General features: G+C 40.5%; 18 protein-coding genes and 2 pseudogenes. 13 read left to right on the top strand and 7 right to left on the bottom strand.

The genetic code is table 11. The annotated features are described in order from the left end of the window. Positions 1-6: 6 nt before the first annotated feature. Positions 7-438 carry an SRPBCC family protein gene (locus KJS69_RS18665; protein ID WP_213585308.1) on the top strand — a complete coding sequence of 144 codons (432 nt, stop codon included), beginning with the start codon at positions 7-9 and terminating at the stop codon, positions 436-438. Between the two features lie 330 nt (positions 439-768). Here the strand turns inward: KJS69_RS18665 and KJS69_RS18660 are convergent, their stop codons facing one another. After that, positions 769-1,239, bottom strand: a complete 471-nt coding sequence (locus tag KJS69_RS18660; RefSeq protein WP_213585307.1) for a MarR family winged helix-turn-helix transcriptional regulator — start codon at positions 1,237-1,239, stop codon at positions 769-771. Positions 1,240-1,493: 254 nt separating this feature from the next. Between KJS69_RS18660 and KJS69_RS18655 the strand changes: the two genes are divergently transcribed. The 8 genes and pseudogenes from KJS69_RS18655 to KJS69_RS18620 all read left to right on the top strand — a co-directional run bounded on the left by KJS69_RS18655 (position 1,494) and on the right by KJS69_RS18620 (position 9,567). Next, positions 1,494-3,527, top strand: a complete 2,034-nt coding sequence (locus tag KJS69_RS18655) for a multicopper oxidase family protein (RefSeq protein ID WP_213585306.1) — start codon at positions 1,494-1,496, stop codon at positions 3,525-3,527. 69 nt (positions 3,528-3,596) lie between these two features. Next, the gene (locus KJS69_RS18650) at positions 3,597-4,568 is read left to right on the top strand and encodes an ATP-binding cassette domain-containing protein (protein WP_213585305.1); all 972 of its coding nucleotides are present in this window, start codon (positions 3,597-3,599) and stop codon (positions 4,566-4,568) included. Further along, a complete protein-coding gene (locus KJS69_RS18645; protein WP_249730603.1) occupies positions 4,565-5,326 on the top strand; it encodes an ABC transporter permease in 762 nt (253 codons plus the stop codon). The genes KJS69_RS18650 and KJS69_RS18645 overlap by 4 nt, the downstream gene beginning before the upstream one ends. A 146-nt stretch (positions 5,327-5,472) precedes the next feature. Beyond that, complete coding sequence (locus KJS69_RS18640) at positions 5,473-6,075, top strand: hypothetical protein (RefSeq protein WP_213585304.1); 603 nt, start codon at positions 5,473-5,475, stop codon at positions 6,073-6,075. 23 nt (positions 6,076-6,098) lie between these two features. After that, a pseudogene (locus KJS69_RS18635) lies at positions 6,099-6,722 on the top strand (LysE family translocator). Positions 6,723-7,060: 338 nt separating this feature from the next. Further along, entirely contained in the window at positions 7,061-7,411 is a 351-nt protein-coding gene (locus KJS69_RS18630) for a VOC family protein (protein ID WP_036620559.1), read from the top strand. 43 nt (positions 7,412-7,454) lie between these two features. Further along, entirely contained in the window at positions 7,455-8,840 is a 1,386-nt protein-coding gene (locus KJS69_RS18625) for an MDR family MFS transporter (protein ID WP_213585303.1), read from the top strand. A gap of 151 nt (positions 8,841-8,991) precedes the next feature. After that, the gene (locus KJS69_RS18620) at positions 8,992-9,567 is read left to right on the top strand and encodes a PadR family transcriptional regulator (RefSeq protein ID WP_213585302.1); all 576 of its coding nucleotides are present in this window, start codon (positions 8,992-8,994) and stop codon (positions 9,565-9,567) included. 313 nt (positions 9,568-9,880) lie between these two features. Here KJS69_RS18620 and KJS69_RS18615 read toward each other — a convergent pair whose 3' ends face one another. Together KJS69_RS18615 and KJS69_RS18610 are read right to left on the bottom strand one after the other, a co-directional pair. Beyond that, on the bottom strand, positions 9,881-10,087 hold the full coding sequence (locus KJS69_RS18615) for a hypothetical protein (protein WP_249730602.1): 207 nt from the start codon (positions 10,085-10,087) through the stop codon (positions 9,881-9,883). Between the two features lie 534 nt (positions 10,088-10,621). After that, positions 10,622-11,224 carry a TetR/AcrR family transcriptional regulator gene (locus KJS69_RS18610; RefSeq protein WP_213585472.1) on the bottom strand — a complete coding sequence of 201 codons (603 nt, stop codon included), beginning with the start codon at positions 11,222-11,224 and terminating at the stop codon, positions 10,622-10,624. Positions 11,225-11,401: 177 nt separating this feature from the next. On the opposite strand from KJS69_RS18610, the gene KJS69_RS18605 reads away from it, so the two are divergent. Then, entirely contained in the window at positions 11,402-11,971 is a 570-nt protein-coding gene (locus KJS69_RS18605; RefSeq protein WP_213585301.1) for a hypothetical protein, read from the top strand. Positions 11,972-12,173: 202 nt separating this feature from the next. Here the strand turns inward: KJS69_RS18605 and KJS69_RS18600 are convergent, their stop codons facing one another. Both KJS69_RS18600 and KJS69_RS18595 read right to left on the bottom strand, forming a co-directional pair. After that, positions 12,174-12,809 (bottom strand): LysE family translocator, encoded by a 636-nt coding sequence (locus tag KJS69_RS18600; protein ID WP_213585300.1) that lies wholly within the window; start codon positions 12,807-12,809, stop codon positions 12,174-12,176. A gap of 394 nt (positions 12,810-13,203) precedes the next feature. Continuing rightward, the gene (locus KJS69_RS18595) at positions 13,204-13,521 is read right to left on the bottom strand and encodes a BBE domain-containing protein (protein WP_213585299.1); all 318 of its coding nucleotides are present in this window, start codon (positions 13,519-13,521) and stop codon (positions 13,204-13,206) included. A gap of 275 nt (positions 13,522-13,796) precedes the next feature. Here KJS69_RS18595 and KJS69_RS18590 point away from each other — a divergent pair, with 275 nt between their 5' ends. Together KJS69_RS18590 and KJS69_RS18585 are read left to right on the top strand one after the other, a co-directional pair. Then, a complete protein-coding gene (locus KJS69_RS18590) occupies positions 13,797-14,381 on the top strand; it encodes a TetR/AcrR family transcriptional regulator (RefSeq protein ID WP_213585298.1) in 585 nt (194 codons plus the stop codon). A gap of 119 nt (positions 14,382-14,500) precedes the next feature. Then, positions 14,501-15,691, top strand: a complete 1,191-nt coding sequence (locus KJS69_RS18585) for an MFS transporter (RefSeq protein ID WP_213585297.1) — start codon at positions 14,501-14,503, stop codon at positions 15,689-15,691. 50 nt (positions 15,692-15,741) lie between these two features. Here the strand turns inward: KJS69_RS18585 and KJS69_RS18580 are convergent. Beyond that, positions 15,742-16,782, bottom strand: a pseudogene (locus KJS69_RS18580) (IS630 family transposase). Positions 16,783-17,023: 241 nt separating this feature from the next. Between KJS69_RS18580 and KJS69_RS18575 the strand changes: the two are divergent. Further along, a complete protein-coding gene (locus tag KJS69_RS18575) occupies positions 17,024-17,344 on the top strand; it encodes a hypothetical protein (RefSeq protein ID WP_213585296.1) in 321 nt (106 codons plus the stop codon). A gap of 902 nt (positions 17,345-18,246) precedes the next feature. Here the strand turns inward: KJS69_RS18575 and KJS69_RS18570 are convergent. Continuing rightward, a partial coding sequence (locus KJS69_RS18570) for an IS630 family transposase (protein WP_213585295.1) occupies positions 18,247-18,682 on the bottom strand: 436 nt, incomplete at its 5' end.

Here is an 18,682-nt window from a genome sequence, read left to right as displayed (position 1 = left end):
ATAATTATGCTTATATTTGAATATACCGAAATCTATGATTATCCCGCATCTATCGTTTTTTCACGCCTCATCGATTTAAAGGGGCGACCTTCCTGGATTAAGGGCATTATGGAGGCGCGAGTTACACCTGAAGGAACAGCTCAGTTGGGGACCAAGTATTTCGAAAGTGGAAAATACTCAGGCTTCAAGAGCGAAAAAAACATGATCGTGACCGAGCTTATTCAGGATCAATTGTTAACGCTGGAGACAATTCCTGATGAAAAACAATCGTTTCGAGAAAGCTATCGTATTGAGCCGATCTCGGATCAATCTTGCCGTGTTCATTTCTCAATTCAAGTTGACAACGTTCCGAAGGTAGCTGAATTTTTCATGCGTCAATCGATGAAGAAAGAGCAGCCGCAAACAGCTGCTGGCTTGAAGGCTGTCCTTAAGGGTTAACCTCCATACAGTTTGCTGCAGTGCGAAAGTGGCATAGGTTTCAGCATCGCCTGCTAAGTCTAGGACTAAAACTAGTTCTAAATTTGTAGCAGTAATACGTCATTTTTTTGTCATTTATCTTAATAATTAAGATAAATGAGTTGGACTGCCACGATTGAAGGCGGGGATTCGTTCAATGACTAACAACTAGTCATCTATAATATGCACTGGTGTATTTCTACAACACGCTGAGAGCAATCGGATTTCCGGGGTGCAATCCAGAGAATATTACACTTGCCCCAATCATGCTAGTACAGGTGGCCGATGTTTTAACGACATCGGCTTTACTGATTACTCTATAGTTGGTTTACGAAGGTCATCGGTAAGATTTCGAAGAGTTTGACAGGAGAGAATCAAGTAATCGAGTATGGTCTGTAACTCCTCTTGACTGTACTTCGAGTAGAGTTCAAGCATGGCATCGTTTAACGGAGCGAATACCTTTTTAATCGTATGCAATTGCGAATAGAGCGGCTCGGCATAGACCACTCTGAGATCGTTAGGATCCTTCGTCCGGCGGATATAGCCCGCTTTTTCTAAGCGATTTAGCACGCTTGTAATAGCACCCGTGGTGAGTCCTGTCCATTCGGCTAGCTGTCCGGCAGTGGCTCTTCCTTTGCTTAGAATCAAATCTAAGCACTTATGATCTGTAATGTTAAGGCCAAGATGCCCAGCTATCGCCTGATGAAACAGGACGGTTTGAGTGGATAACTGTTTGGAAGCTTCTAAAAGTGACAGATGAAGGTCTGTTTGTGTCGGTCGCATAATACATACCACCTTTAATTTATCTCGATTCATACAGTATAACATAAGGGATCCATTCACTGAAAAAGCAATATATGTTGGGGAAGTCAGAACTAAAGTTTAGGAACTCTTAATCAGCCTTAAGACTGAGGTAAAGGTAATGACTGATTGATATTATGAAATAAACATAATTCATCCAGATATCTTAATAATTAAGATAAATTTCAGGAAAAGAGGGAACAGTCGTGTTCGAATTCCTTATGGGAGTAGAATTTTTGTTATTACTGTTACTAGTGGGTGTCTCAGGGGCTACTGGCTATGCCGCGAATCACCTCAAATATGTGGGAGAGAGTGAATCGAGATTCCGATTATGGCTAAAAGCAGCCAAAGTTGGTGTCTATATCGGTACCGCCCTAATCATGGTTTGGGCACTGGACATCATGATAATTTTCGTAAATTACGGATGGCTATTTATCATGGACCGGGTCTTGAACCTATTGCCTTTGTTAAGCTTGCCAGCGGCAATTGTGTTGATCTTTGCGCTGCCTAACTTATCGAGGGAAACCAATAAAAAGTCTTTACTGTTCTTTATTGTGTCTATACATGTAATGACTGTTGGAGCAATACTTGCCTTTTTTCTAGTAACGATAGACATACCTGCCATTCCTAATACAAAAGATCTTTTGATTTATGGCGGGGCACTGATCATTTCAGCAGGTCTGCTATGGCTTTACCATGGAAGAAGGATAAGGATTCTGGAAAATCGGCTTCCCCGATTTAGCATAAGAATCATAAGAGGAGCTGTATATTTCGTTTTAGTGTTTGGAGTAGCCATAACAGGATTAGTCGTTTCTCAAAAGATGAGTGAATTTCCTGGCAGGATGAATATGGTCCATCACCATACTGCCGATTTTGGGGGTGGAGATTCCAGCTTAGATGAAAATACAAATGCCCACCATGACGGTCATGATTCCAATTCAGACAGTAAGCCGATTAGTGTTGTGGAGTTGAAAGGACCTCAAACAGACATTCCTGACAAAAAATACGTCCTCTACGCAGAGACAAAGAAGATTCGCCTTGCTTCCGGTGAAACCATTGAAGCGTGGACGTTTAATGGTCAGAGCCCAGGCCCAGAGCTTGTCGCCAATGAAGGGGATTTGGTGGAAGTAAGATTGGTGAATAAAAATATCGATAGTGGGGTTACCATTCATTGGCACGGAGTAGATGTCCCTAATGGTGAAGATGGCGTTCCAGGGATGACGCAGGATGCCGTAATGCCTGGAGAGTCGTATACCTATCGTTTTGTTGTAAAAGAGGAGGGAACTCATTGGTACCATTCCCACCAGCAGTCCTCCATTCAAGTGCAAAAGGGGCTATTCGGGGCCTTTATCATACATCCATCCAGTCAACATGAAACAAAAACGATGGATACGACGATTGTGGCTCATGATTGGATCACTCCGGACGGCAGGAATATTCCAGCCCTCGATACGGCAGATACATTCCAAAGGAAAATGGTTAATCCAGGAACTCCTGTACGGCTCCGTCTCGTAAATGCGGGTAATTTAACTCGTACGTTTTCCTTGAACGGCGTGCCTTTCAAGGTTGTAGCCATCGATGGTTATGAGTTGAATGAGCCAGGTACTCTGACGACTAGTTTATTACGAATCGGAGGAGGGGGGCGTTACGATGTCGAATTCATCATGCCTGACACTGCCGTTACGCTGGCAATGCTAATGGAAGGCAAACCAATAGGAATAGTGTATAGCCCAGACGGACATGGGAAACGAAATGTACTCGATGAAGGAGAGGTTTTAGATATCACTAAATATGGATCACCGGCACAGACTCCATTCAATACCTCGACCGTGTTCGACAGAACGTTTACACTCATTCTTGATCAGACCTATTTTGGTGTCTATAACGGAGAGGCAGGACAACAGTGGGTTATTAACGGAAAAACGTTTCCTGATACTCCGACCCTTATGGTCAAGGAGGGAGATCTTGTGAAGACAACATTTGTAAATCGGAGTTTTGCCGATCATCCGATGCACCTTCATGGACACCATGTCCAAGTCATTAGTAAAAATGGAAAACCGATTAGTGGTAGTCCACTTGTCCTAGATACTGTAAATATTGAACCCGGCGAGACGTTTGAAGTTGCTTTCTTGGCAAATAATCCCGGACTATGGATGGATCACTGCCACAATCTAGATCATGCCCAAAAAGGAATGACAATGCATGTGGCTTATGAAAATGTATACACTCCTTTCGCGATAGGAAGTGAGACGGGTAATAGTCCGGAATAGGCTTGATGCTATCGTAAAGCTTGGGTATTAAAAGAAGCTGAAAAACAAAGAAAGAAGGGGGTAAACATTATGTTCAAATTAATAAGTGTTGAAAGTTTAAGTAAGACTTATGTGAGCAAAAAGGAAAAAATTATTGCCGTTGATAATATTAGCTTTACAGTCGATCAAGGAGAAATTTTTGGTTTTCTTGGACCGAGCGGAGCAGGTAAAACTACTACACAAAGAATACTGACAACATTGTTGCCCATTAGTAGCGGAACAGCTTATATAGCTGGATATAATGTGTTAACTGAAGCCAAAAAAGTCCGTGCAAATATAGGCTATGTTAGTCAGCTTGGTGGTGCTGATCCAAACGCCACAGTACGGGAAAATCTGGAACTATCAGGAAAATTATATGGGCTATCAAATGATGTTACAGTGCAAAGAATTGAGCAATTGAGTAAATTGCTAGATTTTCATGAATTACTTCCGCGCTTTGTTCGTACATTGTCTGGCGGGCAAAAACGTCGTGTGGAGATTGCTCAAGGAATTTTACATGAACCAAAAGTTTTATTTCTTGATGAACCAACGACAGGACTTGATCCGCAAAACCGTGCTAATTTATGGCAGCACATTAAAAAATTACGTGACAATGGAATGACCATTTTCCTAACGACTCACTATTTAGAAGAAGCGGACGCGTTATGTGACCGTTTAATTATCATAGACCACGGCAATATTATCGCTGAAGGAACACCTACAGAATTAAAGAAAAAGATTTCGAGTGAAGTTGTTTCAATAGAAATGAAACATCTGCAGGACAGCGAAAAAATGAAACTATTTTTTAAACAATTAGAACTTGATAAAGTGACAGAAGCAAATATGAAATTTTCCATTTACACTGACATAGGTGAAGAATTAATTACTGATATTATTAACTTCACAAAAGAACATCAGATTGAATTAGCCAATTTATCGTTATCAATGCCTTCCTTAAATGATGTCTTTTTAACATTAACTGGTAAAGAATTGCGTGATGGCGGAAAGGAAGAAGAACAATGATGCAGGTTGTACGGGAAACGAATATTTTCTTTGTTCGTAAATTAAAAGAGTCAGCTCGCCAAATTGTTTGGGTAATCTCAGGTTTGATGACTCCCTTGTTATATATCTTGTTATTTAGTCCATTATTGAAAAACATTACCCATCCTGCTATGACTACAGCTCAGGTCTTAGATATGTTTGTGCCGGGTATTTTAGTTCTCTTAGCATTTAGTTCAGGAATGGGTGCTGGATGGTCAATGGTTTTTGACCTAAAAAGTGGGATTATTGAACGTTTACGTGTAACCCCAGCCAGTCGGTTCGCTATGTTAATGGGAGGGGTATTAAAAGATGTCGTAGCGTTCCTTATTCCAGCAATTATCGTTTTAGTAATCTCAAGTTTATTTGGTTATGAAATGCACTTTGTTGGTATTTTATTACAATTAATATTACTCTCGGTTCTTACAATGATGGTTTCAGCATGGTCTGGAAGTCTGGGTTTGATTTTCCAAGATGTGGGTGGGGTTGCTGCCGTAGTAACAAGTTTACAATTACCGTTAACCTTACTTTCCGGAATTTTATTACCAATGTCATTTGGACCAAAGTGGTTACAAGTACTCGCCCATTTCAATCCGTTATATTATGGAGTAGAAGCATCCAAAAAATTAGCGGAAGGATCAATTATAAACCAATCAGTTTTCGTAGGATTTATTGTCATTGCGGTTATTACGATTATCACATTGATTTGGTCAACTCGCGTTTATAACAAGGCCATTGCATAAGATTTTAATGGAGTGGTAAAGTAATGAATTGAATAATTCTTTCTTCAATTATTTATGTTGAAAGTCATCTTTGGCTTTGCGGTTGACCACTATAGAAAAAACTATAGGAACAATTGGCATGAACGCGTCAAGAGGGGAGCGAACAAATGATAAAACGTGAAGATCTGCTTGCTCGTCAATTTCAGCTGCAAGCGGAGGCCGCTGCAGTGGTGGAAGAATTGAACCTTATCCAATCGCTAAAAGCAGCCGGCATGCCCGTCAAAGTTGGAAGTGCGGCACTCGGTTTAATGACTTGGAGAGACCTTGATATGACGGTCGTTTGTTCCAAGTTGGACATTGCTGTAATCTCTCGAATTGCTTCGCAATTGATATTGAATCCCAAGATTCGGCAGATGAAATTTATGAACGATACCGGTAGCTGGAACACCGATCCGGCTTACCCGGACGGGTATTTTATTGGATTGGATTACTTATCTAAAAGCGAGAACCAATGGTCGCTAGATATTTGGTTCGTTGATGATCCTGAGAAGCAACCTGATCTGCGGCATATTCGTACGTTGCCCGGTCGTCTTCATGAAGAGGCGGTTCTCTCTATCCTGCGGATCAAAACTGTCTGGGCATCGAGAGCCGAGTATGGTAAACAGGTGAAAAGCTTTGATATCTATACGGCTGTATTAGATCATAAAGTGAGCACACCCGCTGAATTTGAACAATGGCTGCAAAACCGTAACAACAATATATCATCTTGAATGCTTTTGAAGGGGCAAGCCTGATGTCGGATTTTTCAACTTTACTAGCGTATGTTATCGTTGTCATTCTTCTATTTTTAATTCCAGGACCAGCCATTCTTCTTACCATTACTCGTACCGTTCAAAACGGGCGAAAAGGAGGCATTATGGCAGGGCTTGGCATAGCAATCGGGGATTTTCTTCACACCTTATTTGCTACTGTCGGGCTCTCCACTATATTGATGACCTCTGCTCTAGCTTTCAATTTAGTAGCGGTATACTTACTATATTTAGGAGTTCGCGAAATGATGAGTAAGCCATCAGAACCGCAACTTCCAAAGGTTAAATCGGGAGGAGCTTTAAAGTCATTCTTTTCGGCAACTGTTGCAGAAGTTCTTAATCCAAAGACAGCGCTGTTTTTTCTGGCTTTTTTGCCTCAATTTGTTCATCACGAACGAGGTCAAGTCACCACGTAGTTTTTGATCCTTGGTGTCGTCTTTGTGATTTTAAGTGCATTGTATACAACCTCGATGGTACTAGGTATCTCTGCACTTGGAAAACTGGTTAAACGGAGGACATGGATAAGCCGTTTAAGCCGCCCAGGTAGCAAATTCGTCGGAACAATCTATACCGGACTAGGCCTAAAGGTTGCATTCCAAAGACAGTAATGATGCAATAACGTCAAGATTGAAAGCCGCCCTTTAGTGATATCGTCAAGTAGACGGTGGAATAAAACAAAATGTCTAAGCCGCCTTAGCTCGAGCTTCTCATCGGGCTAAGGCTGTTTTAGTCTAGCATACTTCACCCATCATTGAGAAAGGCACATCACGTGCGGCAGGATCGAGGGCGACGCAAGGCTGCCCGGATAGAGAGAGCGCCCTTTGGCGTTCTCTTTTTTACGTAGCTCCTCACAATTTTTTATAAAAATATATCAATAAGATATGTTTACTTATTATATTAATTTGATATAATAAAATAGATCAAACGAATAAGGAGGAAATATAAGATGTTCAAAAGCGGCAATGTGACTGTAATGGTAGCGGATATGAAAAAGGCGGTAAAATTTTACGCCGAAACCTTGGGATTGGAGCTGCAGCACGGTGACGGGCATTTTGCGCAAATCGCGGCACCTGGATTGACGATCGGTCTCCTGCATCTTGCCGGAGAACAAGGTTCCCTTCCGGAAAAATCGGGCAGCATGTCCATAGGGTTTGAGGTGGAGGACATGGAGTCAGCCATCGAAACGCTGAAATCCCGCGGCGTTCAATTCCACGATTCCGTGGAAGGCAAGGCGGCCAATGTCGTGCATTTCAACGATCCTGAAGGCAATACCCTTTACTTGGTTTGCAATCGTTAAACCAAAGGGCGGCATAAAGAAAATGTAAGGAGGCGTTTTCTGCATGGCCTCGAAAACCAACGTCAACATGGTTGTCGCCGGACTGCTGGCGGCGAACGCTTTGGATGCGACCGTCGTCGCCACCGCTACCCCGCATATGATCAAGGATTTGCACGGCGAGACGCTGTTCAGTTGGGTGTTTGCGATTTATACGTTGACCACCTGCGTGGCGACGCCCATTTTCGGCAAGCTCGCCGATTTGTTCGGTCGCAAACTTGTGTTCGCCTCCAGCATCGGTTTATTCGTGCTCGGTTCCATCTTGTGCGGAGCCGCGCAATCGATGACGGGGCTCATTTGGTTCCGGGCTTTGCAAGGATTTGGTGCCGGGGCGCTTGCGCCCGTGTGCTTTACCGTCATCGGCGATTTGTTCTCGGGCAAGCAGCGCGGCAAAATGATGGGTGTCTTTTCGTCCGTTTGGTCCGTGGCTGGCCTTCTCGGCCCGCTAATCGGAGGTTACTTCGTCGATCAAGTTTCCTGGCGATGGATTTTCTACATTAACGTGCCGATCGGCATCATCGCCCTGCTGCTGGTCGTCGTATTTTTGCACCAGCCGATCGAACGTCAGGCGAAAAAAATCGATTACCTCGGCGCGATTATGTTTACCATTGCCTTCTCCGCGCTGTTGTATGCGCTGCTGAGCGGCGGGTCACGGCATACCTGGGATTCCCCGGTGATCGTGGGGCTGTTCGCGGCATCGGCCGTATGTTTTATGTTGTTCCTCTGGATTGAAAAACGGGCGGAGGAACCGATGATCCCGTTATCGATTTTCCGGATCCGCGTATTGAACGTCACCAATATCAGCGGTTTTCTGACGTTCAGCATTACGTCGGGGTTGACGGTGTACTCGCCGATCTGGATTCAATCCGTGCTCGGTAATTCCGCGACAAGCTCGGGCCTGATCGTTATGCCGATGTCGCTGGCCTGGCCGCTCGCCTCCAACATCGCCGGCCGGCTCATGTACCGGGTCGGGGTGAAGGCATCGATCGTATTCGGCTCTTCGCTGGTCATGGCAGGCTCCATCTGGCTGATTGCGCTTCAGATGAACTCACCCTACGTATTTTGGATCGGTATCCTCGTGCTAATCGGACTGGGAATGGGGTTCGTTGCGACGCCCTCCACCGTTGTTGTGCAATCGGTCGTCGGCTGGGAAAAACGCGGCGTCGCCAACGCTTCCAGCATGCTGGCCCGTGCGCTGGGCCAAACGGTCGGCATCGCGGTATTCGGCACGATTTACAACCAGTATGTAACCATAATCGGCTCCAAAACGGAGCTGACTGCCGGAATGCATGCCGTTTTTCTACTCATGTTGGGGATCGCGATTGCGAACCTGCTCGCCGTATCATTCCTGCCGAAACACCGCCAAGTGATGGCGCAGCAGCATTCGGCGTAACGGCAGGGTAATAAAGCGAAATACCGGAAACGGCCGCAAACGGATGCGGCCTGGAAAAGTCGCGACCTGCGGCTTTTCTGTTTTTTCAGGCAGCCGTATGTTATACTGTTGTCTGCTTAAAAGCAGTAAACCTACAAGGGGGGGCTTTCGTTTGTACGAATTGTTCATACTCGGCGAATTGATGAATAACCCGATGCACGGCTATTTGCTGCATCAGATTTTGAACGGGATCGTTGGTCCTACGCGAAAAGTCAGCTGGGGGGCGATTTATCCGCTGATCCACGGCATGCTTGCTGACGGGCTGATCGAACAGGTTCACGATGAGCAACCGGAGGTTGCCAAACAGGGAAGAGGAAAAAAAATAAAGACTTATAAACTTACGGACGAAGGCAGAATACGTTTTTTTCGATTGATGGAAGAACCGATTCCATATTCGCCGGATTACGAGCTACATTTTTATACGAAACTGAAAAATTTTGAACTGATCAGCAAAGAATTGCAGTTTTTAATTTTGCATCAATACAAAGATTACCTGCGTTATGAAATCCGTCACGAGGAAGAACGGTTGGAATATGCGAGCAAAGACGAACGGATTCCCGGTGAGGAGCAGAAATATATTCAGATCTTTTTCCGGCATCGGTTGGAAAAGCTTCAATTTGATGAAACGTGGGTTATGCAGTTAATCGAGAGGCATCGCGTGGATGGACAAGGGCTTGAGCGGGAGTGAAATTGAAAGGCTTAAGGATAGCAGATCATTAATAGGATGGGGGGGCGAGCTAAAAAGGCTTGGCCCCTTTGTTTATTCCTCACGCGCTTTTATTTTCTGGCTCTTCGGAAAATGGTTGAAAGTCATTCAATATAACATAGTGATCTAAAATCGGAATATATGGTTTTCTGTCGATGACTTGTCAGTGATCTACTCGCTATTGAAGGTTACGGAAGGGGCGATGATACCTAGAAAATAACCGTCGGGATAGGCTGGATCCATTGATGAATTTCAAATCGCGGACTTGAGGATTGGACATCAATTGCGAAGCTATTCAAGAAATTGTAGCGATGTTTAACTTAGAACAAACGACTGTCATATCGAGGTCTCTCCAAACCATTAAACCTAGAGCCACACTCCCTACCTTTAGTGGTGTACCGGCTTCTTCCAGCAATTGCTTAAGGTGCATTTCTTCAACAATTGCATCTGCTTCAGCTTGCAGCTGCAGTTGGTGGGCAAGTAGTTCTTCCTGTTTTATCATTTTCAACACTCCCTTGTATTATATAATTCAAAAACAAAAATTTGATCTTTGACAATTAAATATTTGCGTTACCTTTGGCTATAAATAGAAGTATCAAATTTAATGTTTGCTCAAAGCCACAGCGATAGCTGCTTACCATTGACCGTAGTGCCCGATTCTAAGTATGCGGTGGAAGGGGGCGGGGCCACATCAGCGAATACTTAGAATCAATTTGTCCGTGTTACCATCAAATGCAGGGTGAGCCTCTAGGCTTTATTTTTAGCCATCCTGCTTTACGTTTCACAACACGGACAAAAGCTAGGTCAATGGTGGCGGATAATAGCCAAAGCTTCTTTACCAATTATTTCACTCTTGGATACTGCGCGATATAATATTGTCTCTACCATTAACAAAAAAGTGTTAGACTTCTTTGGTGAAGGCGAGACCCTTATCACTCTACAAGCAGTATTGTTTGACGGAAATACTGACACACAACTACAAGACGATCACTAATAAAAGTATTGTTAATTTCGCAAAAAAGGGACTCGGTTTGTACTATTCCTGAGGCTTTGTCCGTCCAGCTACCCCATAAAAGAACAACTCCATCAAATGATCCATATTCTCGGTTATCCGTTTTTGATTCAATCCCTCCCAATTCCGGACCAGTTCATTTTGGAACATTGTAAAATAACGCATCATCATCTCTTCAGATTGATCTTTTCGAATATACCCCTCTTGTTTTCCAAGTGCGACAAACTTCTTAAAAAAAGGTACGACCTTCTGCTCGCTATAACCGTCCATTATTTGTATTAACCCTCTTAAATCAGAAGATGGGAATTTCGGAAACTCATCTGCTAAAATTTTCAAATTTTTAGCCTCCAACAGCATGATTTTTTTAGTCTTTTCAAGAAAAGATAACCCGGAATTCAGGATGTCCTCATACTGTGCCAACTGCTTGTCCAGCCAATTCATCAGGGAATCAGTATAAAGCTGTTCTTTTGTCCCGAAGTAATTATATATAGTTGCAGGGGAAACATTTGCTTTATGCGCAATCTCATTCACGCTAACCTTTTGAAAGCCATATTTGAAAAATAATTCAATGGATGCACTGAATATTTGCTCGATTTTTTTCCTTTTCCGTCGTTCGTAACCGTTCATCATTGTTCACCTCATATGATAGTGTAACCAAAGTTTTAGACTGATTCAATAAAAATAGTATAAAACATTGTTGAACAATGGAGTTCATGTAGATATAATAGTTTTAGAGATAAATGCTATACATAATACATAACTTTATAAAAAGGTGTTAATCATCGATGATGGGAGTGGCGTGAAATGAGACAGCTTCGAATTCCTTCTTTTTTGCACGATGTATTTGGTGAGAAACAGTCTGTTGGATCCATTTTAGCGATACTGCTTTTTGGTGGTATATTGACGGTTGCGTTATATTACCGATTCCCTGAATTGGCTAACGATTTGCCAGTATGGCGTAGCGCCCTGGCATTATTATTGATTTTCGATGTTTTTGCGGGCGTTATAGCGAATTTTACAGTATCAACTAGCAATTTTTATGCGGCGCGGAAAAAAAATCGAATCGTATTCATCGCGATCCATGTCCATATCGTGCTTATTGCTCTTCTTCTCGATACGAATATTGGGTATTCAGTAGGGATATGGGCTTATACGATCATCGGGGCTTATATTGTAAACTCCCTTATTGGGAAGCATGTGCAATTATTTGTAGCGGGCTTGCTTTTGTCTGTTGGTCTGGGGGTCGTGCCGATGCTGCCAGGAATAACTCCACATATGTTGATCATTGGCTTACTGTTTCTGGTGAAAGTATTGTTTAGCTTTGCTGTCGATCATTATGGAAATACCAAACATACTACTAAAAAGGAAGTATGAATACTACGGCTAGAATGAATATTTCGAGATCATTGCTCAAAGAAAATGAGGTTTGTTGATTTTGTGCTTGGGAAATAAAGTAACCATCTATCTGTTATAGCTAGATGGTTACTAAGAGTATTTAAAAATAAGCGTTTTCTTTCATTTTATAGGAATCATGAAGTAGGGCAAGTTTCGTGAAGCGTATAATTCATATCGCCATCTATTCTTGAGTTTGAAGGGCTAAACGTATGCCTAAGCCAATATAAATCACACCAACCATTTTCTCGACTTTATTAGCAAAAACACCTGATGTTTTGAACATCTTTGTTCCAATAAAACTTGTACAATAAGCCAAAAAAGAAGTGAATGCTATACTCATTAGCACAAATACAATCCCTAAAACAAAAAGTTGTAATGTCACACTACTTCCGTCATTTTGGATAAATTGAGGTAAAAATGCTAAAAAGAATAATGCTGTTTTAGGATTCAATATTTCCGCTAAAAAGCCTTGTTTAATTGATTTCCAACTCGAGCTCTTATCTATACTCCCAGACATTTGTTCAAGGTTTGATTTTTCTTTTTGTTTAGTCTTTGTAAGTAACATTTGAATCCCTAAGTAAAATAAATAAAGAGCCCCGATATATTTGACGATTTCAAATGCTAAAGCAGAACTTAATAATATCGCTGATAACCCTAAAACAGCGAACAACACGTGAATACTATCCCCTAAGGCGATTCCACAAGCAGTCATAATACCATTTTTTCTCCCGCTTTTTATCGTTTGAGAAATTGTAATAATCACCGCAGGACCTGGGACTAAAAATAAAAGAAACACAACGACAATAAATGAAAACATGTTGTCACTCAACCTTTCTTCCATAAAAAAATCATAACATTTTCATTATCATGATATGCTAATTTTTTACCCAATCTAAACTAAATGAATATCGAAATATTCTTTTTTATTATACCGAAAAACAGAAAAAGATGGTATGAAAATCCGATTTCATACCGTTTTTTTAAATAACTTTATTATTCGTGAACAACTCGTATACAGAGATATCGAAAACGCAGTATTGTATATAATATGAGTAGACTTTGAAGATCTTTCCATCATGAGCGCCGGAGTCTGGTTTTCAATCTCGATCAGTAACAATTATTTCTCCACCAAGAATGGTTCTATCTAAAATATCTATATTATGAGGTTCCTTAAATTTTGCGGTGACTCGTTATGGTGTCTTGTATATAATCTAATCTTCCCATGGGTAATTTGTGGTATCTGGCTTCAAATTCAAGTTATTACGAAAAATGTTTTCTGGATCATAATGTTTCTTTAAGTTAATTAAACGATGTCGTATTTCTTCTGAATAAAACTCCTCCAATCTGTCCGTATCACCAATCTCAATAAAGTTCACGTCGGCTCCAGCAGCATAAGGTTTTAATTTCTCCCACACATTCTCCATACAAGTGTAATAATTATCTGCTTCTTCCATTGATGTGAAAATATTTGATATGTGGATCAAGTAGGGTTTATTCCGGTGAGTATATGCCGTATGATTTTCTGGCACTCGATTAATTGCTCCGCCAAGTACACGTACTTGAATACTGACGTTCGAAGAAAGATTCCGATTTACTTCTTCAAGTCCCGCTAAATTAATGATTTTCCAATATGAAACGAGGTCTTACAAGCGGAATCTACTCATGGACATTCGAGTGGGGGATCCAAATTAAACGACCACCTCTGCTAGCAGGTAGTCGTCTAAAAGGAAGGAAGAGGTCCTTATAATTTTTGACCATTCATTCTGAAAATGTTATTCTTTTAAAAGAAAGGGGGAAAAGGCACATGGCACGACATAAAGAATTTGATAAAGCAAAGGTTCTTAGTAAAGCAATGGAATTCTTTTGGTATCGAGGCTATGAGGGTACTTCCCTTCAAGAACTACTGAAACATTTGGGAATCGCAAAGCAAAGTATGTATGATACCTATGGAAATAAACACGACTTATTTTTAGCCTCTTTAAAACATTATGCCGATCAGAAGATAACTTTTCTAAATGATGCACTTGAAAGATATGACTCGCCAAAGAAATCCATAAAGGCTGTTTTTTACGATTTAGTAAAATTTCTCATTGATGAAGAACGAAAAAAAGGATGCTTTATGATAAATACGGCAGTAGAATTGGCGCCGCATGATCAGGAAATTTCAAGATTGGTTGAAACGAACATGGAACATGAAGTGTCCGCATTTTATCAAGCATTAATCCGCGCACAAAAAGAAGGTGAATTAAGTGAGCGGCACGATGATCTTATGGCACTTGCCCGATTCTTGAACCAAGCTCGATATAGTTTGTTTATTGCATCTAAATCCACTTCGAATCCCGTTGCTTTAAATGATATTGTTAAAATTACACTCTCGGTCTTAGACTAACCTATTGTTGCCCTTTTTCTTTTTTTATGATTTTTTAGACCGATCAGTCTATAATAACTATTTTTCACTGGATTTTTTACGATTATATTAGACCGTATGGTCAAAAAAGGAGAGATATTGTGGAGAACAATAAAAGGTTTGATTCTAAAACGAATCTGGGCATTTTGATGCTTGCTATAGGAATGTTTGTTGTCGGGACAGTTGAATTGGTTTTTGCTGGAGTGTTGAAACTGATATCCACTGACCTCGGAGTTTCGGTCGCAACTACGGGACAGCTCGTGACCATTTATGCTGTTATTTATGCAATAGGTACACCTATTCTCATTACGTTAACCTCCCGCATAGAGAGGAAAAAGCTGTTATTACTCTCGTTATTCGTTTTTATCCTTAGTAACGTCATTGCAGCCATTAGTCCAAATTATATCTTTCTTATGATCTCAAGAATTATTGCTGCAATTAGTGCCGGGATATTTAGTGTGTCTTCAATTGCATTTGCTGCCAAACTAGTCCCTCCCGAAAAAGCAGGGAAAGCAATCGGGACAACGGTTATGGGATTTAGCTCTTCATTGGTTTTAGGGGTACCTTTAGGAACAGTTGTAGGAGAAGCATTTGGATGGAGAATGACGTTCACCTTTGTGGCGCTTGTTACTCTTCTTCCTATGTTAGGAATTTGGCTATTTACTCAAAAAGTAAAAGGAGAGGCTCCAGTACCTCTAAAAACACAGTTCTCTATCTTACGAAAACCCGCAATGGTTACGGGTCAATTGGTGAGTGCGTTCGTATTTATTGGCCAATTTTCTCTGTATACGTATTTCACACCCTTCTTGCATCATCTGGCTGGTTTTAATATGGAAAAAATTACAATCGCATTCTTTGTTTTAGGCATATTTGGTATTCTAGGAAGTTATATAGGTGGTTATAGCGTAGATAAGTGGGGTGTCAAGAAGACGTTATTTGTAACGATAGGTAGTAGGACACTTACATTGTTTTTACTTCCGCTGGTTGGGGAACATCCTATTTTTTTATTTCTGATCATGATGGCATGGAGTGCTTCTGGCTGGGCGACGACTCCCGCGAATCAAACATATCTTAGATCTTTGGCTCCAAAATTAGCGGATATGATTATTGCGGTTAATACATCTTTCATGCAATTAGGTATTGCCTTAGGATCAGCAATGGGAGGATTAATCATTAGCAATCACTATTCCTATACCTCACTAAGTTGGTTTGCAGGGTTTATTACCTTGGTTGGTTTATTTTCTTTTTTTCTCTCCATTTCCCTTTCAAATAGGCAAGGTACTATCCAATAGGATGTTTAAATTTTTATGCCCAACTATATATATTGAACTAATGAAGGCAACTACATCCTGATACATAAACGATCAATAATATTCATGGGATCAGTCATAATTTGTTCCATGAAAGTGCGAACGTTTTGGCGAATCTCCTTCACAGTATGATAGAACACATTGTTGATGATATCGGACTTCAGCCATTTCCAAAGTCCTTCAACGATATTAAGTTGAGGACTGTAAGGTGGGAGAAAGATCAGTTCAAGTCTTCCGTTCAATTCCTCTAGAAACGGTTGAAGCAATTTTGCATGATGGATTCGTGCGTTATCCAAAATCATCACGATCTTCCCGGAGGGATAGGCATCAACGACTTTCTTGAGAAAATGAAGGAAAGTCTCAGCCGTATATTGCTCATCTTCCTGCCAAACAATTCGTCCTGTGGCGTAATCGAGCGTAGCCAGCAATTTTACGCCTCTATGCTTGCCTGTAGTCTTAATGATTCGTTGTTTGCCTTTCTCAAACCAGGTGTGCTGCAGAGCTTGATAATCTCGAATCATACTTTCATCTTCAAACAAAATGTGATCAATTTCGCCCTTTTCGTGATTTTTTTAACCCTGGGAACGTGGTTTCGACAAACTCTTTTTGCTTTTCTTCATCGGCAGCTGCCAGCGTATACGTAGGCTTGGTATAGCTGAGTCCTAACCGATGCATGATCTTAGATACGCCTCGAATGGAGTATTCTTGTCCGAATTCACGTTTAATATAGGATGCGATGATTTCCAGTGTCCAATTAAACTTCGCTGTAAATCCGACTTCATAAGGCAAGCAGTCAACGATGGTTTGTTTCAACTGAGCCTGTTGTTCCTTCGTTAATCGTTCTGGAGCTCCGGTCGAGAATTTCATCTGCAAACCATCCAGTCCATGCTTCCGGTAGGTGCGAATATATTCTTGACTGTATATTCCGACCGTCCAATCGATGTTGCAATTTGGCTGTAATCGTGACCAAGTAAGTATAGGCGAATCGTTTGATATCGCTCAAACATCCGACGACTTTTCTCTTGCTTCAGGAATTGCTCCACTCGCTGTAATGCTTCCGTTTTGGATTCCATACTCATCCTCACCCGCCGATTTGTAATTCTTTATTTATTCGGGCCAAGGGTATTGTATTCCTTTCCAAAAAAAGTCGGAGTCTTTAGTTCAACTTATATAGTTTGAGGAAATATTTAGTGGTGAATAGTATGAGAAACGAGTAAGTGAAAATCGAAGAAAATTTAGTGTTGAAAGATAATGATTTTTAGAAAACCAAAAATATTCTTTAGGAATATAGATGTTAAAGCATGGAGGGATATTATGTCTGATACTTTGATAGCAGCATTTTTGGGGGCTGTAATTACATTAATAGGTCAAATATCTACGGTATACATTTCTAACTTTAAAGAAAATTTAAGGTTTAAACAAAAAGAATTTCAATCAAAGCGGGATAACCTAAGCGAAGTGTATCAAGCCTTAATTTCTGCAATCAATTCTTATCCTAATGAATCACCAGTTGATGTTCTAGGCAATATTAAACATGGTCCTGGCTATTCATTTGAAAGATTTGAAACTACATTAAAATCGTTAGATTTTCAAATTGAAGATTATAGAAGTCAGTTAAATAATCCAAAAAAATAGCTATGAACAAAAAAAAGATATTGAATTGAAAATATCAAATCGGGAATATGCAAAAAAGAAGATAATTGAAATTCAAGATGAATATTTCAAGGCACGGGATAATTACAAGTCCTTTTCTGAATCTGGTAAATCTATTTTTACTCTTTATGCGGGACAAGATGTTAGAAATGCTCTTGTTAGCTTCGAAGTGATTATACATAATGTATTCATCTCAGGCTATCCTGCTAGAGATGGAAATGATCTGTTAGAGAATAACATCGACATAGCTCGTAACAACTTAATTGACAGTATTAGGAATGATTTGGGGAATAAATAGAATTTTTTAAAAATGATTAATAATGGTAAATATATTGGAATTATACTCCATAAGGGGCAACATAACAATTGTTGAAAAGATCGCAAAACATTAATTCTATTCACTCAAGCCATGTGGAGTGAACGTATCGTTGCTACAAAGAGAAACTATATAGAAATCCTTAGTTTTAAACACTTTCACAAGCATTTTGTCAATTGTAGGAGAAGATGAAAAAACTAGAAATAAATTACTAAAAATCACATTACCGTTTCAGTGGTAATTGATCTGAGGTGTGGGTACACAAGAGGAAAATTACAAAGATCATTATAGGTGATATTAGTTTTAACGGCGACAATAAGATAAGTAAATTTATTATCGCCGTTTTCCTATTAAAATACTAAATGGTGATTTATCGATTTTGAGAACAATGAAGATACACTAATATTAAAGAATATAGTAATAACTAATATACTCAGACAAAACTATCAAAGTATCCCAGTCATAAAAGGATTTATTATAAGGTAAGAGCCATTTGGTTAACAATTGACTAACATAAAAACATATATAAAATGTATGCAGACGACATTAAACTACTATATAAGTTGAACTAAATAATTTCCTGAAGCTCGCCTGATTCCATCCTGATGCAAAGACGGTCAATGATCTTTAGGGGATCTCCCTTGATCTTATCCATGAATGCGTGCACGTTTTTGCGAATTTCAGAAACCGTATGGTAGAAGACATTATTCACCACATCCGCCTTTAACCATTTCCATAGCCCTTCTACCACATTCAACTCAGGACTATAAGGCGGAAGGAAAATGAGGGTGAGTCGATCTTGCTGTTCTTTAAGAAATGATTCCAGCAGTTTCGCATGGTGAATTCGAGCATTGTCCAATACCATTGCGATTTTGCTTGTAGGGTATTCCGACATAACTTTCTGTAGAAACATCAGGAACTTATCGGCAGTGTATTGTTCATCTTCTTGCCAAACGATTTTGCCCGTGACATAATCCACCGTGGAGAATAGTTTTATGCCACGA

It is taken from the genome of Paenibacillus sp. J2TS4 (genome assembly GCF_018403245.1).
GTDB lineage: Bacteria > Bacillota > Bacilli > Paenibacillales > NBRC-103111 > Paenibacillus_L.
Note: the sequence above shows the minus strand (reverse complement) of the source record. Positions and strands in the feature narration are given on the sequence as shown.

Excerpts from the sequence above, each read along its gene's own strand:
- KJS69_RS18665 (WP_213585308.1), top strand. The coding sequence starts at position 7 with ATGCTTATATTTGAATATACCGAAATCTATGATTATCCCGCATCTATC.
- KJS69_RS18660 (WP_213585307.1), bottom strand. The coding sequence starts at position 1,239 with ATGCGACCGACACAAACAGACCTTCATCTGTCACTTTTAGAAGCTTCC.
- KJS69_RS18650 (WP_213585305.1), top strand. The coding sequence starts at position 3,597 with ATGTTCAAATTAATAAGTGTTGAAAGTTTAAGTAAGACTTATGTGAGC.
- KJS69_RS18645 (WP_249730603.1), top strand. The coding sequence starts at position 4,565 with ATGATGCAGGTTGTACGGGAAACGAATATTTTCTTTGTTCGTAAATTA.
- KJS69_RS18640 (WP_213585304.1), top strand. The coding sequence starts at position 5,473 with ATGATAAAACGTGAAGATCTGCTTGCTCGTCAATTTCAGCTGCAAGCG.
- KJS69_RS18630 (WP_036620559.1), top strand. The coding sequence starts at position 7,061 with ATGTTCAAAAGCGGCAATGTGACTGTAATGGTAGCGGATATGAAAAAG.
- KJS69_RS18625 (WP_213585303.1), top strand. The coding sequence starts at position 7,455 with ATGGCCTCGAAAACCAACGTCAACATGGTTGTCGCCGGACTGCTGGCG.
- KJS69_RS18615 (WP_249730602.1), bottom strand. The coding sequence starts at position 10,087 with ATGATAAAACAGGAAGAACTACTTGCCCACCAACTGCAGCTGCAAGCT.
- KJS69_RS18610 (WP_213585472.1), bottom strand. The coding sequence starts at position 11,224 with ATGAACGGTTACGAACGACGGAAAAGGAAAAAAATCGAGCAAATATTC.
- KJS69_RS18605 (WP_213585301.1), top strand. The coding sequence starts at position 11,402 with ATGAGACAGCTTCGAATTCCTTCTTTTTTGCACGATGTATTTGGTGAG.
- KJS69_RS18600 (WP_213585300.1), bottom strand. The coding sequence starts at position 12,809 with ATGTTTTCATTTATTGTCGTTGTGTTTCTTTTATTTTTAGTCCCAGGT.
- KJS69_RS18590 (WP_213585298.1), top strand. The coding sequence starts at position 13,797 with ATGGCACGACATAAAGAATTTGATAAAGCAAAGGTTCTTAGTAAAGCA.
- KJS69_RS18575 (WP_213585296.1), top strand. The coding sequence starts at position 17,024 with ATGTCTGATACTTTGATAGCAGCATTTTTGGGGGCTGTAATTACATTA.